Source organism: Klebsiella sp. ZJOU C1 (assembly GCF_035620215.1).
Classification (GTDB): domain Bacteria; phylum Pseudomonadota; class Gammaproteobacteria; order Enterobacterales; family Enterobacteriaceae; genus Klebsiella; species Klebsiella variicola.
This window is the reverse complement of record NZ_CP141644.1, coordinates 393,061-408,581: the sequence shown is the minus strand read 5'-3', so window position 1 is coordinate 408,581 and position 15,521 is coordinate 393,061. Positions and strand designations below refer to the sequence as shown.

Below are 15,521 nucleotides of genomic sequence, written 5' to 3'. Positions count from 1 at the left end.
TGAAGGGACGTCAATCACTCGGCGATTTTCTTCTTTGCCGCGCGCTTGGCTTTGGTCGCGGCGGCGATTTTCTGTGTTTTCGCCGACGGTTTTTTCGCTTTCTTCTCGCCTTTGGGCTTCGCTTTAGCCTGGTCTTTTTCTTTGCGGAACGCGCTATCCGGCTCGAAGTTCACCTGTTTACCCACCTGGCGGCGACGGCCACCCGGTTTGCCAGAGGTACTCTTTTTCGCTTTCTCACGGGCGGTTTTGCCAACATTACGCGGCGCACGCTCGCTGGAAATCAGGCTGAAATCAATCTTACGCTCATCCATGTTGACGGCTTCCACGCGGACTTCCACGCGGTCGCCCAGACGATAAGTCTGGCCGCCGGACTCGCCGATCAGCCGCTGGCCAACCTGGTCAAAACGGTAATAGTCGTTATCCAGGGAGGAGACATGCACCAGACCATCGATAAACAGATCGTTCAGGCGGACAAAGAAGCCAAAGCCGGTCACGCTGGCGATGACACCGGAGAAGGTGTTGCCCACCTGATCCTGCATGAAGTCGCACTTCAGCCAGTCGGACACTTCACGCGTCGCTTCGTCGGCGCGGCGCTCGGTCATCGAACAGTGCTGGCCCAGCTGGAGCATCTCTTCCATGCTGTAGTGCCAGCCGCCGGTCTCGGTGCTATTCCCTTTATGTCCCTGCTCTTTTGCCAGCAGATACTTGATGGCGCGGTGTAGCGACAGATCCGGGTAGCGGCGAATCGGCGAGGTGAAGTGGGCGTATGACTGCAGCGCCAGGCCAAAGTGGCCACGGTTTTCCGGATCGTAGACCGCCTGCTTCATGGAGCGCAGGAGCATCGTTTGCAGCATTTCGGCATCCGGACGATCGGCAATGGAGGTCAACAGTTCGGCGTAATCGCGCGGCTCCGGCTTGTTGCCGCCCGGCAGCTCCAGTCCCAGCTCAGCCAGCACGGTACGGAACGAGGTAATCGCTTCGGTGCTTGGCTTATCGTGGATACGGAACAGTGCCGGCTCCTGCGCTTTCTCAACGAAACGCGCGGCGGAGATGTTCGCCAGGATCATACACTCTTCAATCAGCTTATGCGCATCGTTACGCTGAGTCTGTTCGATACGCTCAATACGGCGTTCGGCATTGAAGATGAATTTAGCTTCTTCACTTTCAAATGAGATACCGCCGCGCTCTTCGCGGGCGCTCTCCAGCACTTTGTAGAGGTTATGCAGCTCTTCAATATGCTTCACCAGCGGCGCGTAGTGTTCGCGCAGCTCCTGATCGCCCTGCAGCATATGCCACACTTTGGTGTAGGTCAGGCGAGCATGTGAACTCATCACCGCTTCATAGAACTTAAAGCCGGTCAGGCGGCCTTTTGACGAAATCGTCATCTCGCACACCATACACAGGCGATCGACCTGCGGGTTCAGCGAGCACAGGCCGTTCGACAGCACTTCCGGCAGCATCGGTACCACCTGCGACGGGAAGTAGACCGACGTCCCGCGGCTACGCGCTTCGCCGTCCAGCGGCGTACCAGGGCGCACATAGTAGCTCACGTCGGCGATAGCCACCCACAGACGCCAGCCGCCGCCGCGTTTCTTCTCGCAGTACACCGCGTCATCGAAGTCGCGGGCATCTTCGCCATCAATAGTGACCAGCGGCAGAGAGCGCAGATCGACGCGTCCGGCTTTCGCCTCTTCCGGCACCTGCTCTTTGAGGCCGGAAACTTGTTTTTCCACCGCCGGCGGCCAGACGTAAGGAATTTCATGGGTACGCAGCGCCATATCGACGGCCATGCCGGTGCCCATGTTGTCGCCCAGCACTTCGACGATTTTCCCGACCGCTTTGGTGCGGCGGGTTGGGCGCTGGGTCAGTTCGACCACCACCACGTAGCCCATCCGCGCGCCCATAATATCTTCAGGCGGGATCAGGATATCGAAGCTCAGGCGACTGTCGTCCGGGACGACGAAGCCGACACCAGCGTCGGTGAAGTAGCGGCCAACAATCTGGCTGGTTTTCGGTACCAGCACACGAACGATGCGCGCCTCGCGGCGGCCCTTACGGTCCGCACCCAGCGGCTGGGCCAGCACCTGGTCACCGTGAATACAGGTTTTCATCTGCTCTGACGACAGATACAGATCGTCCTTGCGCCCTTCAACGCGCAGGAATCCATAGCCATCACGGTGGCCAATAACGGTACCTTTGAGGAGATCAAGACGCTCCGGCAGCGCATAGCACTGGCGGCGTGTGAAGACCAGCTGACCGTCGCGCTCCATCGCGCGCAGGCGGCGGCGCAGCGCTTCTATTTGTTCTTCGCCCTCAATATTCAACTCGATGGCCAGCTCATCGCGGCTGGCAGGCTTTTCCCGTTTGGTTAAATGTTCGAGGATAAATTCCCGGCTCGGGATGGGATTCGCGTACTTCTCAGCTTCGCGTTCCTGGAATGGATCTTGTGACATATCGGTTCCTCCGTTGTCATCTCCGGCAGAGTGGCGTCACTCCACCAGTAATAATTTATAAAGCGGTTGATTCTTCTCAACCAAATCAGCCAGCGTATAGTTATCCAGCTCCTTGAGAAAACTCTGCGCGGCTTCAGCTAGCGCCTGTTTCAGACGACAGGCTGGTGTAATGTGGCAAAATTCGCTGCTGCAGTTGACCAGCGATAAGGGTTCAAGGTCGCGCACCACGTCGCCCACGCGGATCTGCCCTGCTGGTTTACCGAGGCGAATGCCCCCATTCTTCCCCCGCACGGCAGTCACGTAGCCCATGCGGCTTAACTGATTGATTATTTTAACCATATGATTACGGGAGACGCCATAGACCTCGGTCACTTCCGAGATGCTGGTCATGCGTCCTTCCGGCAGCGACGCCATATAAATCAGCGCGCGTAATCCGTAATCGGTGAAACTCGTTAACTGCACATAAACCTCAGGGAAAAGAAAACAGGGTATGTCGAGCGACATCATTATTATTGATGATAAACCAGCCAGCGCTCAGGCCGCTAATTTATTTGAAATGGGGCGGGCGAACAGCAAAAACAAGGGCGCCCGAACGGCGCCCCTTGAGAGTGATTACGCGTCGAACGGGTCGCGCAGAATCATGGTCTCGGTACGGTCTGGACCAGTAGAGATGATATCCACCGGCACGCCGGTCAGCTCTTCAATACGAGCGATGTAGTTCAGCGCTGCCTGCGGCAGACCGCTGCGCTCTTTCACGCCAAAGGTGGTTTCGGACCAGCCCGGCATGGTTTCGTAGATAGGCTCGATACCTTCCCAGTTGTCGGCAGCCAGCGGAGTGGTGGTCACTTCACGGCCGTCCGGCATACGGTAGCCGACGCAGATTTTCACTTCTTTCAGGCCGTCGAGGACGTCCAGTTTAGTCAGGCAGAAGCCGGACAGGGAGTTAATCTGCACCGCGCGGCGTACTGCAACCGCGTCCAGCCAGCCGGTACGACGACGACGACCGGTGGTGGCGCCGAATTCGTTACCCTGCTTGCAGAGGAACTCGCCAGTTTCATCAAACAGCTCGGTCGGGAACGGACCCGCGCCTACGCGAGTCGAGTAAGCTTTGATGATACCCAGTACGTAATCCACATAACGCGGACCCAGGCCAGAACCGGTCGCCACGCCACCCGCGGTGGTGTTGGAGGAAGTTACGTACGGATAGGTACCGTGGTCGATATCCAGCAGCGTGCCCTGCGCGCCTTCGAACATCACGAAGTCGCCGCGCTTACGCGCCTGATCCAGCAGATCGGAAACATCAACGACCATGCCGGTGAGGATGTCGGCAATCGCCATGACATCGTCCAGCACTTTCTGGTAGTCAACCGCCTCTGCTTTGTAGAAGTTCACCAACTGGAAGTTGTGATATTCCATCACTTCTTTCAGTTTGTCAGCGAAGGTGGCTTTATCAAACAGGTCGCCAACGCGCAGACCGCGACGAGCAACTTTATCTTCGTAAGCCGGGCCGATACCGCGACCGGTCGTACCGATAGCTTTCGCACCGCGTGCTTTCTCACGTGCGACGTCCAGCGCCACGTGATAGTCGAGGATAAGCGGGCAGGCTTCGGACAGCAGCAGACGCTCACGAACAGGGATACCACGGTCTTCCAGACCTTTCATCTCTTTCATCAGCGCAGCCGGAGACAGCACAACACCGTTACCGATGATGCTGATTACATTCTCACGGAGAATACCTGATGGAATAAGATGGAGGACGGTTTTTTCACCGTTGATTACGAGAGTATGGCCTGCGTTATGGCCACCCTGGTAGCGCACAACATATTTAGCCCGTTCTGTCAGGAGATCGACGATCTTCCCTTTACCTTCGTCACCCCATTGGGTGCCCAGTACGACGACGTTGTTACCCATTTTTCAAAATCACCGTTTGCTTAAAAATGGATTCTACCATCGCTTTTTCAGAGTTACAGCACTTTTTGCATCCAAAATAAGGCAAATCCGACCACTTTTTGATCAGCCAATCGATTTCCTCAACATGTAGTAGATCACAATCCCTGCAACCACAAGTCCGCCGCCAAAGCGGCGCAATAAATTATCCGGTAACTGGCTCAGGCTGGCGACCATTTTGCGCCAGGCGCGAGGATAGAGCAGCGGGCCGAGCCCTTCGAGTACTAAAACCAGCGCCAGCGCCAGCCAAATGGTGGAGTTCATTATCAACCCTAATTGAAAAGTATTATCGTCGCCCTCGCGGGCGTCATCGGCCAGCATGGTGAATTCATTCACTCATTTCACATTGTCCCGTATTTCATCTTCATTATGAACTGGCAAGGTGAAACAAAATTCACAACTAATTGTATTGCTGCATATTTTTTAAATTGTAACTATGCCGTCGCGTACTACAACCCGGTACGTCTACATAATCAGGAAGATTATCATGAGAGAATTAACCGCGTTTGAAATCGAAAATGTGAGCGGCGCAGGCTGGTTACAGGATGGCCTGGCTTCCTTAGGCAGCAAGGTCGGCGCCGCCGCATGGACGATGGGTACCGATGCCCTGAGCATCAACCTGCCGCTGATTGGCACCCTCAATCTGGCCGACCTGGCGCCAGACCTGGGCAAAACCCTGGGCGAAAGCGTTGGGTCGACTATCGGTGGCACCATCGAAAGTGCGCTGGCGAGCCTGCCGGTGATCGGTGGCCTGCTGAACAAACTGCTCGGCAACTAATTCACGCCCCCGCAGTATGAAAAAAGGCGCCTGAAACAGGCGCCTTTTCGCGTTAGCACTTCAGGCTTACACCCTCTGCGGCTTATTTACGCGCCGAATCCGGTGAACGCATATAGCGGAAGAAATCACTGTCCGGGCTCAGGACCATCACATCCTGGTTGCTCTGGAAGCTCTTCTCATAGGCGCGCAGGCTACGGATAAAGGAGTAGAAGCCTGGATCCTGGCTGAACGCGTCGGCAAACAGTTTTGCCGATTCCGCATCGCCTTCACCACGCAGGATACGACCCTGGCGCTCGGCTTCCGCCAGCGTCTTGGTGACTTCGTAGTCTGCGGTCGCGCGCAGTTTCTCAGCTTCTTCCTGACCCTGTGAACGGTGGCGACGAGCAACCGCTTCACGCTCCGCGCGCATACGGTTATAAATCGCTTCCGACACTTCTGCCGGCAGGTTGATCTGTTTGATACGCACGTCGACAACTTCGATACCCAGCGCCGCCATACTGTTCGGGTTGATCACCTGCACTTTGCCGTTGGTTTCCGCTTCCACCCGCTCAGCGGCTTTGGCGATAGCGTCATCAGCCGCCGGGGTGCTGACCTCGTCTTCCGTGCCAGCAGAACCCGAGTTCAGCGCATCGCGCACTTCCAGCGTCAGGCGGCCACGGGAGTCGGTGACGATGTCTTTCACATCCAGACGACCAATTTCAGAACGCAGACGGTCAGAGAATTTACGCTTCAGCAGCACCTCGGCCTGGGAGACGTCGCCGCCGCCGGTTGCCAGGTAGTAACGGCTGAAGTCACTGATGCGCCACTTGATATAGGAGTCGACGATCAGGTCTTTTTTCTCTTTGGTCACAAAACGGTCAGCCTGGTTGTCCATGGTCTGGATACGCGCATCCAGCATCTTCACCGATTCGATAAACGGGATCTTGAAGTGCAGGCCCGGCGCATACACCAGCGGCTTGTTTTCGTCGTCGCGCAGAACTTTACCGAAACGCAGCGTAATCCCGCGCTCGCCTTCCTTTACGACAAAGACTGACATGTAGAGCACTACCAGCACGATGACAATGATCGCGATAACAGATTTACGCATCGTTATTCCCCCTGACGCTGGTAGTCGTTACGCTGCGCGTTAGCGCGGCGTTGGTCCATAATGCTACCCCCGGTTGAGCTCGAGGTTGATGAGGTGCTGGCGCTGCCTGTGCTGGATGCAGGTGGCAGACGCAGCAGATCGCTGGCGTCACTGCTATCGCTCTTTGCTGCCGGCGCAGCGGCGCCTTTCAGCATCTGGTCAAGCGGCAGAACCATCAGATTGCCGTTTTTGCTGTCATTGACCAGCACTTTGCGGGTGTGGCTCAGCACTTTTTCCATGGTTTCGATATACAGACGCTCGCGGGTAATTTCCGGCGCGGCTTTGTATTCCGGCAGGAGCTTAGCAAAGCGAGCCACTTCACCCTGGGCTTCCAGGACGGTCTGGGTCTTGTAGGCACGCGCCTCTTCAAGGATACGCTGCGCCTGGCCATTCGCCCGCGGCTGTACTTCGTTGGTATAAGCTTCCGCTTCACGGATGTACTGCTGCTCGTTCTCACGCGCGGCAATGGCATCGTCAAACGCCGCCTTCACCTCTTCCGGCGGACGTGCCGTCTGGAAGTTGACGTCCAGCAGGGTGATCCCCATGTTGTACGGGCGGATAGTCTCTTCCAGCTCGCGCTGGGTATCGCTACGGATCACAGTACGACCTTCGGTCAGAATGCGATCCATGGTGTATTTGCCGATCACGCCGCGCAGCGCGCTGTCAGTCGCCTGACGCAGACTGTCATCCGCGCTGGTAACGCTAAACAGATAGCGTTCCGGATCGGTGACGCGGTACTGCACGTTCATCTCAACGCGCACGACGTTTTCGTCAGAGGTCAGCATGACGCCGGAAGCGGCCAGTTCACGTACCGACTCCACGTTCACCGCCTGAACGTTATCGATAAAGGTCGGTTTCCAGTTCAGGCCTGGCTCAACCAGATGGCTGAACTTACCAAAACGGGTCACGACGCCGCGTTCGGCTTCTTTAATGGTATAAAAACCGCTGGCCGCCCAGATAATCACTGCCGCCGCGGCAACGATGCCGACAATACGCCCGCCCATCGGTCCGCGAGGGGTCTGCGCGTTATTACCACCGCCCAGTCCGCCCTTGCCGCCGCCGAGCCCGCCAAGTTTTTTACTTAACTTGCGGAAGATATCATCCAGATCCGGCGGCCCCTGCTCGCGACCACCTTTGTTGCCATTTCCCTCAGAGTTGCCGCCAGGTTTGCTGCTCCCCCACGGGTCGCGGTCCTGTCCGTTATTACCGGGCTGATTCCACGCCATGTATATGCTCCATATTTGTTTTTGATATCCCCACAGGGGTCAATATCTTCAGGCAAGCTGCAAGGTTAAACCACATAGTCAACAAGCGTTGGCTCTTGCTTACAGAGGCGCCGCCAGTCAACGATCGGCATGCGCACCTGCAGACTCACGCTGCCGTCATCCTCCATCCACTCTTTTTCTATCGCCTGAAGCTGATAGAAACGGCTTCTCAGTCGCCCTTCTTTCGGCGGTAAGCGCAGCGTATGCTGGGCCACTTCACCGGAAAGACGTTCCGTTAATGCCTGAAAAAGCAGTGGTACGCCAACCCCGGTCTGCGCTGAAAGCCAGACCCGAATCGGTTTATTTTCATCGTCGCGATCGATGCGCGGTTCAAAATCGTCAAGCATGTCGATTTTGTTCATCACCATCAGCGCTGGGATCTCATCGGCTTCAATCTCAGCGAGAACCGTATTTACCGCATCAATGTTTTCCTGCACACGGACATCCGCCGCGTCAATCACATGCAGCAGCAGCGTCGCCTGACGCGTCTCCTGCAACGTCGCTTTAAACGCGGCTACCAGATCGTGCGGCAGATGGCGAATAAAGCCGACGGTATCGGCCAGTACCGTTTCGCCGACGTCAGGGACGTCAATGCGGCGCAGCGTCGGGTCCAGGGTGGCGAACAGCTGGTTCGCGGCATAGACCTCGGCAGCGGTGATCTGGTTAAAGAGCGTTGATTTTCCGGCGTTGGTGTAGCCCACCAGCGACACGGTTGGAATATCGGCTTTCGCGCGCGACCGCCGCCCCTGCTCACGCTGTTTCTCAACTTTTTCCAGTCGCGACAGGATCTGCATGATGCGGTTACGCAATAAACGACGGTCGGTTTCGAGCTGGGTTTCACCCGGGCCACGCAAACCAATCCCGCCTTTCTGTCTTTCAAGGTGGGTCCAGCCGCGGACGAGGCGGGTTGCCATATGGCGCAACTGCGCCAGCTCAACCTGCAGTTTCCCTTCATGGGTGCGCGCGCGCTGGGCGAAAATATCTAAAATAAGACCGGTGCGATCGATAACCCGGCATTCGCACAGACGTTCCAGGTTGCGTTCTTGCGCCGGACTCAGGGCATGATCGAAGAGCACGACCGACGCGCCGGTCGCTTTAACGGCTTCCGCAATTTCGACTGCCTTACCTTCACCAACAAAATACTTCGGGTGCGGTGCTTTACGGCTACCGGTAATCACCTGCATTGCTTCGACACCGGCGGAAGAGGCCAGAGTTTCAAACTCCTGGAGATCTTCCATATCTTTGTCTTGCGAAAAATAGATGTGTACCAGTACCGCCTGCTCACCGGCGTCATAACGGTCAAACAAGCGTAAACCCCTTATAAAATACCAGCGGGGAACACAGAAAACCTGGCTCCCCGGCGTGGAAAAACAGCACTGGCCTTATTCGGCGTCGTCGCTGTCTTGTTGCGGCGCAGAAGAGCCCTGCGCGCTACCACCGTGGTGATAGTTACTGGAACCGCCGCCAGCATTATTGCTGTGGTGAGACACCGGGCGAGACGGGACAACAGTAGAAATTGCGTGCTTATAGACCATCTGGCTGACCGTGTTCTTCAACAGGATCACGAACTGATCGAAAGACTCAATTTGCCCTTGCAGCTTGATACCATTCACCAAATAAATAGAAACCGGAACGCGTTCCCGACGCAAAGCGTTCAGGAACGGATCTTGTAAAGATTGCCCCTTAGCCATTCTCTCTTTTCCTTATATGTATGCTTGTTTTGTACTCAGAACCTTACGATTCTTAAAAAAAATTACGCACGATACCGTTCAATTGTACACGTTCAGTTCTGGCTCGCACCAACAACCTGTAATACTTTGTTGAGCGCTTGTTCAGGTTGTTCACTGTCTAACCAGTGCACACCTTCCCAACCGCGCAGCCAGGTGACCTGACGTTTGGCTAACTGTCTCGTGGCGCAAACACCTCGATAAACCATCTCATCATAAGGGATCTCGCCATTGAGGTATGACCACATCTGGCGGTATCCAACACAACGGATGGAAGGCATATCCGTATGCAAATCTCCGCGGGCAAAAAGCGCCCGTACTTCTGCTTCAAAACCTGAAGCTAACATCTGATGAAAACGCTGTTCTATGCGTTGATGGAGCAGTTCACGGCTCGCCGGGGCGATGGCGAACTGATGCACCTGATATGGCAGAGCGTCTCCTGACGTTTGCGTCAGTTCCGTTAAAGTTTTACCCGAAATGAAAAAAACTTCCAGTGCCCGGGAAAGCCTTTGCGGATCATTTGGATGAATACGCGCAGCAGCCACGGGATCAATTTCCTGTAATTGCTGATGTAACGCGTTCCACCCCTGCTCTGCGGCCTGCTGCTCAATCCGCGCTCTGACCTCTGGGTCAGCCGACGGTAAGGGCGACAATCCTTCCAGCAACGCTTTGAAATACAACATTGTTCCGCCGACTAACAGCGGAATACGCCCGGCGGCGACAATATCGGCCATCGCCGCCAGCGCGTCGCGGCGAAAATCAGCCGCGGAATAGGCTTCTGCGGGATCCAAAATATCCAGCAGCCGGTGCGGCGCAGCGCTAAGCTCCGCGGCATCCGGTTTGGCAGTGCCAATATCCATTCCCCGATAAATGAGGGCGGAATCAACACTAATCAACTCTACTGGCAAAACTTTACGTAAGGCTATCGCCAGCGCGGTTTTACCTGAGGCCGTCGGGCCCATTAAAAAAATTGCCTTGGGCAGGCTCGCCTCGGTTACATCATTCATCTTTCAGGGCATTCATCGCCGAATGGAGATCTACAGGTTGTAACAGGCCGCCCGGCGGCGTTTTCACCAGCTGCGGGCAAAGACGTTCGACGTCCGCCAGCAGCGCAATCGCCTGCGCCATATTCCATGACGCCTGTTCGCTCGTCAGATTACGCGCCATCCATTGGGCGATGTTGCCGACGTCGAATGCGTTTTGCTGCGCCAGGTAGCCTATCAGTTCAGGAATCAAGATTTGTAAATTTTGTTGTCTTAAGGGTAAAGGGACCGCGCGCACCGTCACGTGCAGGGCATCGGTATGAAGCTCGATCCCCAACTGCGCCAGCGCCGACTGCGCAGCGGCCAGCGCCCGCTTCTCCCCTTCCGTGACTTTTAACCGCAACGGGATCAGCAGCGGCTGGGCACATACCGCTTCCGTACCCGGCGTCAACTGCGCCTGGCGCAGCCAGCGCTCGGCAACGGTCAACGACAGCAGCGCCAGACTGCCCTCGCGCTCCAGCAGCGCGCAATCGCCGCCGACAATCGTCAGCACTCTGCCAAAACTCTGACTGTGACCAGCCAGTTCCGCCGGGGCGGCGGACGGCTGCGCGGGTCGCGGAGCGGCGGGCGTGTCGAGCAACTGACGATAAAGCGCGCCCTGCTGCTTCTGGTAACCGGGCTGCGCATGCGGCCAGCTCGCGCCGCCAGAACTGCCGCCGGAGGCAGCCGGCTCACGCGACGATGTCATGCTGAATCGGGTTGCCGGTTCACGCGCTTCCGACGGCCGAGCAAACTGGTTGCCGCCTGCGGCGATGCGATTCTCCGGCATCTGGCGCGGCGTCGGCGGGTCGTCTTTTTCCGCCAGCGGCGCATCAAGCTGTTGCTGCAGCACGCTCAGTACGCCCTGGTAGATAAAGTCATGCACCAGGCGAGACTGATGGAAACGCACCTCATGCTTGGCCGGATGGACGTTCACATCCACCTGATGGGGATCGATCTCCAGATACAGCACAAACGCCGGCTGCTGATCGGCGCCCAGCTTGTCTTCACAGGCCTGGCGGATAGCATGATTGATCAGCCGGTCGCGCATCATCCGGCCGTTGACGTAACAGTACTGAATTTCCGCCAGCGCCGGGGTGGTATGGAGCGGATCGGCAACCCAGCCGCGCAGGGTCAGATCGCCATGCTGCCACTCGATCGCCAGCGCATGTTCGAGAAAAGCGGCGCCGCAAATGGTTCCCAGCCGCCGCTCCCGCTGGCCATCCTGCGCCACTGCCCGATACTGTCGTATCACCTTACCGTTATGGTTGAGGTTAATGGTGACGTCGAAGCGCGCCAGCGCAATGCGGCGCACCACCTCGTCAATGTGGCCGAACTCGGTTTTTTCGGTGCGCATAAATTTGCGCCGCGCCGGCGTGTTGTAGAACAGATCGAGGACTTCCAGGGTGGTGCCGACCGGGTGCGCCGCCGGCTTCACCGTTACCGCCTGATCGCGGCCTTCGGCATAAGCCTGCCAGGCTTCCTGCTGCTCCGCCGTGCGCGAAGTCAGCGTTAAGCGCGCCACCGAACTGATACTGGCCAGCGCTTCGCCGCGAAAGCCGAGGCTGATAATCGCCTCCAGATCGTCAAGCGAGGCGATCTTACTGGTCGCATGACGAGCCAGGGCCAACGCCAGCTCGTCTTTTTTGATGCCGCTGCCGTTATCGCGGATGCGAATGAGCTTCGCGCCGCCGCGTTCTATATCAATGTCAATCCGCGTAGCGCCAGCATCAAGACTGTTCTCAACCAGCTCTTTTACCACCGACGCGGGCCGCTCCACCACTTCGCCGGCGGCAATCTGGTTGGCGAGCTGCGGCGGCAGAACCTGAATCGGCATCCCCTGCTCCTTAGTTAATCAACATCCCGCCTGGCGCTGCGGCGCTGGCGGTCTGCGCCGCCTCGCCGCGAGGCGCCGACTGCAGCGGATGCTGCATAAAGTAGTTGCGCAGGCCGTTATAAATCGCCTCCGCAATCTGCTCCTGGTAATCATCGCTCCCCAGCAGCCGCTCTTCACCGTTGTTACTGATAAAGCCCGTTTCCACAAGGATCGACGGGATATCCGGCGAGCGCAATACACCGAGGCTGGCATGCTCCGGGCGGCGTTTGTGCAGGTTGCCAATGCGCTGCAGCTGGCTCAGCACGTTGGTCGCCACATCGTAGCCGACGCGCTGGGAATGACCGAACTGCAGATCCAGCACCGCCTGGCTCAGGTAGGGGTCGGCCTGGCTGTTCGCCAGCACGTCGCCTGCCCCGCCGAGCAGTTCAGACTGCTTCTCATGCTGCTCGAGCCAACCGGCCATTTCGCTGTTGGCGCGACGGTTCGAGAGCACCCACACCGAGGCGCCGGTCGCATCGCGGTTTGGCGCGGCATCAGCATGGATAGAGACGAGGAAGTTGGCGTTTTGCTTACGCGCTACGTCAGAGCGGCCCATCACCGAAATAAAGTAATCTCCGTCGCGGGTCAGCACCGGCTTAAACTGCGGATCGGCGTTCAGTAACGCCCGCAGCTTGCGCGCGATAGCGATAGTGACGTTCTTCTCTTTGGTGCCATTCGGACCAATTGCGCCAGGATCCTGACCGCCGTGTCCGGCATCGATGGCGATAATCACCTTATCATCCGCCGACACCGTACGGGCCGCCGGGCGAGTCACGGTCTGATTGTTGGTCATCGCCGGCTGGGAGGAGGTCATCGCCGTCTGCCGTTCATGACCCGACGAGCTGAACGGGTTACGCCCTGACGTCGCCGTCCGGGAAGGCATCACTGGCGGCGGGTCAGCCCGTTTCACCACCACAGGCGGCGGTGGCGGTGGCGGTGGCGGCGGTGCGTCGGCGTTGATGGTAAAGACCACCGTGTAATTCGCCCCGTTCTGCTGCTTCACCGCTCGCGTTTTACCATCTTCCGTCAAATCCACCAGCAGACGCAGCGTCTGCGTATCCTGCGGCGTACCGGCGCGAATACTCTTCACCAGGTTGCTGCCGCTAAACTGCAGCGGTAGTCCCTGCAATACGCCGGTCTGCTTGATATCCAGCGCGACCAGACGTTTACCCTGTGGGGTAAAGGAGTACTCCGGCTCACCGACAAAACTTAGGGTAATACGGGCCTGCTGGTCTCCGTTGGAGACCTGGATATCGGATAAACTCGCCGCAGTGGCGTGAAGACTCGAGAGCATTAGCGCAGCGGCAAGCCAGGTGGTTATGCGATACTTCATCCCGTCATCCTTCAGGCTAAATGGCTAAACGCGCCAGTAAAGATTCACCCCGTGAGGAGATCGCGGTAATACGCGCCTCACGCCCTTGTGCCTGGTAATCAAGGTGAATTTCAACATCCGGGTCAGGCAGGACACCTGCGCCTTGCTGCGGCCATTCCACCAGGCAGATGGCATCGTCGGCAAAATAATCACGGATCCCCATAAATTCGAGCTCCTCAGGATCCGCCAGTCGGTAGAGATCGAAGTGATATACCATCAGATTCTCGAGGGTATACGGCTCCACCAGGGTATAGGTTGGGCTTTTGACATTGCCGCGGTGACCGAGCGCCTGCAAAAATCCGCGGCTGAAGGTCGTTTTCCCCGCGCCTAAATCACCATACAGATAAATCACGGTGGCGCCGGTACAGGCCTGCGCGATGCGGTCGCCAAGGGCCAGCGTGGCCTGCTCATCGGGTAAAGGAATCACTCGGTTAATCATGGTCTACGTCAATCACATCCGGGTTAACAACACGCCTGAGCGTGGAAAAGAGATCGGTCGCCAGCATACCGCGGGTGCCCTCGCGAGCGGCCACCCGGTCGGCGGCATCGCCATGAGCGACGCACCCGGCACAGGCTGCATCATACGGCGTCAGGTGCTGTCCTAACAATGCGGCAATAATGCCGGTAAGCACATCGCCCATCCCGCCGCTGGCCATCCCGGCATTGCCGGCATCGATAATGCCCATCGCCCCGCTTTCACTGGCCACCACCGTGCCTGCGCCTTTCAGCACAACCACGCCACCATACCGTTTTACCAGACGCTGCGCAGAAAGTAAGCGATCGCTTTCAATTTCTGCCACGCTAACGTTCAGCAGACGGGCCGCTTCGCCGGGGTGCGGCGTTAACACGCGATTGTGACGTTTATCGGGATTGAATGCCAGCAGGTTCAGCGCGTCAGCGTCCCAGACCATCGGTTTGTTAAAACTTTCCACCGTGCGCAGGGCGCTGCGCCCCCATTCGCGCTGCCCCAGACCCGGGCCAATCGCCACCACATCAGCCCATTCCAGCGCGGCTTTCAGGGTCTGGGGCGTCAGTTCATCTACCATTAATTCCGGCCGCACGGTGACAATGGGCGCCACGTTCTCCGGGTGAGTAAGCACTCGCACCAGCCCTGCACCGCTGCGTAGGGCCGCTTCACCGCACATACGGATAGCGCCTGCTGTGCCGCGATCGCCGCCGACAATCACCAGCTTGCCGTGATCGCCCTTATGGGAGGTGGCCCGCCGCGGCGGCAGCCAGTCGGCGAGGTGGGCGGCGCAAAACCGCGTCAGGGGAGTACTTTGCCCGGCGAGCCAGCGCTCGAGCCCAAGGGCATGATGATGGAGATGCCCGACGACATCCCGCGCCTTGCCGGTCAGCAGCCCGGGTTTGAGGGCGATAAAGGTCAGGGTGTGGTCGGCCTGAACCACTGCACCTGGGGTCGCGCCGGTCTGCGCATTCAGGCCGGAAGGGATATCCAGCGCCACCACCGGCGCCGGGTGGTGGTTCGCCTGGTGGATGAGCGCCGCGACGGGATCGCGCGGCGCACTGCGCAGACCGGTGCCGAGCAGGCCATCAATAATCAGTGAGATATCGTCGGGCCACGGGATAGTCGCCGCATGGATCACGCCGCCGGCGTTAAGCCACGCCTCCCGCGCCGCCTGCGCCTCTTCCGGCAGCGGGCTGTCACTCTCTACCGCCAGCAGCGTCACCCGCCGCCCCGCGGCCTGTGCCAGACGCGCGACAACATATCCGTCGCCGCCGTTGTTGCCATGTCCGCAGAGGATCAGCCAGTGCGCGCTGGCGGGATAAGCGCGGCTGGCCAGCTGAAAGGCCGCCTCGCCCGCGCGCTGCATCAGTTCGAACAGCGTCAGCCCCAGGCTGTCCGCCGCCTCTCGTTCGGCCAGGCGCAGCGCCTCCGCAGGCCAAATGTTGTATGGTATACTGTCAGGGTTTTTCGTCATTGTATGGTCCAT

14 protein-coding genes are annotated in these 15,521 nt (G+C 58.1%); 1 reads left to right on the top strand and 13 read right to left on the bottom strand.

Features of this window, described 5'->3' with window-relative positions:
- Positions 1-14 precede the first annotated feature (14 nt).
- The 4 genes from rnr to SPE70_RS01905 form a co-directional block, all read right to left on the bottom strand.
- Positions 15-2,453 carry a ribonuclease R gene (gene rnr, locus SPE70_RS01920; protein WP_008807189.1) on the bottom strand — a complete coding sequence of 813 codons (2,439 nt, stop codon included), beginning with the start codon at positions 2,451-2,453 and terminating at the stop codon, positions 15-17.
- 36 nt (positions 2,454-2,489) lie between these two features.
- Positions 2,490-2,915, bottom strand: coding sequence for a nitric oxide-sensing transcriptional repressor NsrR (nsrR, locus tag SPE70_RS01915; RefSeq protein WP_002885667.1), 426 nt, complete (start codon positions 2,913-2,915; stop codon positions 2,490-2,492).
- Positions 2,916-3,065: 150 nt separating this feature from the next.
- Entirely contained in the window at positions 3,066-4,364 is a 1,299-nt protein-coding gene (locus SPE70_RS01910; RefSeq protein ID WP_008807190.1) for an adenylosuccinate synthase, read from the bottom strand.
- Between the two features lie 102 nt (positions 4,365-4,466).
- The gene (locus tag SPE70_RS01905; protein WP_002885664.1) at positions 4,467-4,664 is read right to left on the bottom strand and encodes a DUF2065 domain-containing protein; all 198 of its coding nucleotides are present in this window, start codon (positions 4,662-4,664) and stop codon (positions 4,467-4,469) included.
- A 223-nt stretch (positions 4,665-4,887) separates the two neighbouring features.
- Between SPE70_RS01905 and SPE70_RS01900 the strand changes: the two genes are divergently transcribed.
- Positions 4,888-5,178 (top strand): hypothetical protein, encoded by a 291-nt coding sequence (locus tag SPE70_RS01900; RefSeq protein ID WP_008807192.1) that lies wholly within the window; start codon positions 4,888-4,890, stop codon positions 5,176-5,178.
- Between the two features lie 82 nt (positions 5,179-5,260).
- Here SPE70_RS01900 and hflC read toward each other — a convergent pair whose 3' ends face one another.
- The 9 genes from hflC to nnr all read right to left on the bottom strand — a co-directional run bounded on the left by hflC (position 5,261) and on the right by nnr (position 15,509).
- Positions 5,261-6,265 (bottom strand): protease modulator HflC, encoded by a 1,005-nt coding sequence (gene hflC, locus SPE70_RS01895; protein WP_002885662.1) that lies wholly within the window; start codon positions 6,263-6,265, stop codon positions 5,261-5,263.
- A 2-nt stretch (positions 6,266-6,267) separates the two neighbouring features.
- Positions 6,268-7,530, bottom strand: coding sequence for an FtsH protease activity modulator HflK (gene hflK / locus SPE70_RS01890; protein WP_012543112.1), 1,263 nt, complete (start codon positions 7,528-7,530; stop codon positions 6,268-6,270).
- Between the two features lie 65 nt (positions 7,531-7,595).
- Positions 7,596-8,876, bottom strand: coding sequence for a ribosome rescue GTPase HflX (gene hflX / locus SPE70_RS01885; RefSeq protein ID WP_008807194.1), 1,281 nt, complete (start codon positions 8,874-8,876; stop codon positions 7,596-7,598).
- Positions 8,877-8,951: 75 nt separating this feature from the next.
- The gene (hfq, locus tag SPE70_RS01880; RefSeq protein ID WP_002885659.1) at positions 8,952-9,260 is read right to left on the bottom strand and encodes an RNA chaperone Hfq; all 309 of its coding nucleotides are present in this window, start codon (positions 9,258-9,260) and stop codon (positions 8,952-8,954) included.
- Between the two features lie 92 nt (positions 9,261-9,352).
- On the bottom strand, positions 9,353-10,303 hold the full coding sequence (gene miaA / locus SPE70_RS01875) for a tRNA (adenosine(37)-N6)-dimethylallyltransferase MiaA (RefSeq protein ID WP_002885652.1): 951 nt from the start codon (positions 10,301-10,303) through the stop codon (positions 9,353-9,355).
- Entirely contained in the window at positions 10,296-12,155 is a 1,860-nt protein-coding gene (mutL, locus tag SPE70_RS01870; protein ID WP_043875915.1) for a DNA mismatch repair endonuclease MutL, read from the bottom strand. Before mutL ends, miaA begins: the two co-directional genes overlap by 8 nt.
- A gap of 10 nt (positions 12,156-12,165) precedes the next feature.
- Positions 12,166-13,527, bottom strand: a complete 1,362-nt coding sequence (gene amiB, locus SPE70_RS01865) for an N-acetylmuramoyl-L-alanine amidase AmiB (RefSeq protein WP_032731770.1) — start codon at positions 13,525-13,527, stop codon at positions 12,166-12,168.
- Between the two features lie 16 nt (positions 13,528-13,543).
- Positions 13,544-14,005, bottom strand: coding sequence for a tRNA (adenosine(37)-N6)-threonylcarbamoyltransferase complex ATPase subunit type 1 TsaE (gene tsaE, locus SPE70_RS01860; RefSeq protein WP_012543113.1), 462 nt, complete (start codon positions 14,003-14,005; stop codon positions 13,544-13,546).
- A complete protein-coding gene (gene nnr, locus SPE70_RS01855; protein ID WP_023323501.1) occupies positions 13,998-15,509 on the bottom strand; it encodes a bifunctional ADP-dependent NAD(P)H-hydrate dehydratase/NAD(P)H-hydrate epimerase in 1,512 nt (503 codons plus the stop codon). Before nnr ends, tsaE begins: the two co-directional genes overlap by 8 nt.
- Positions 15,510-15,521: the final 12 nt, after the last annotated feature.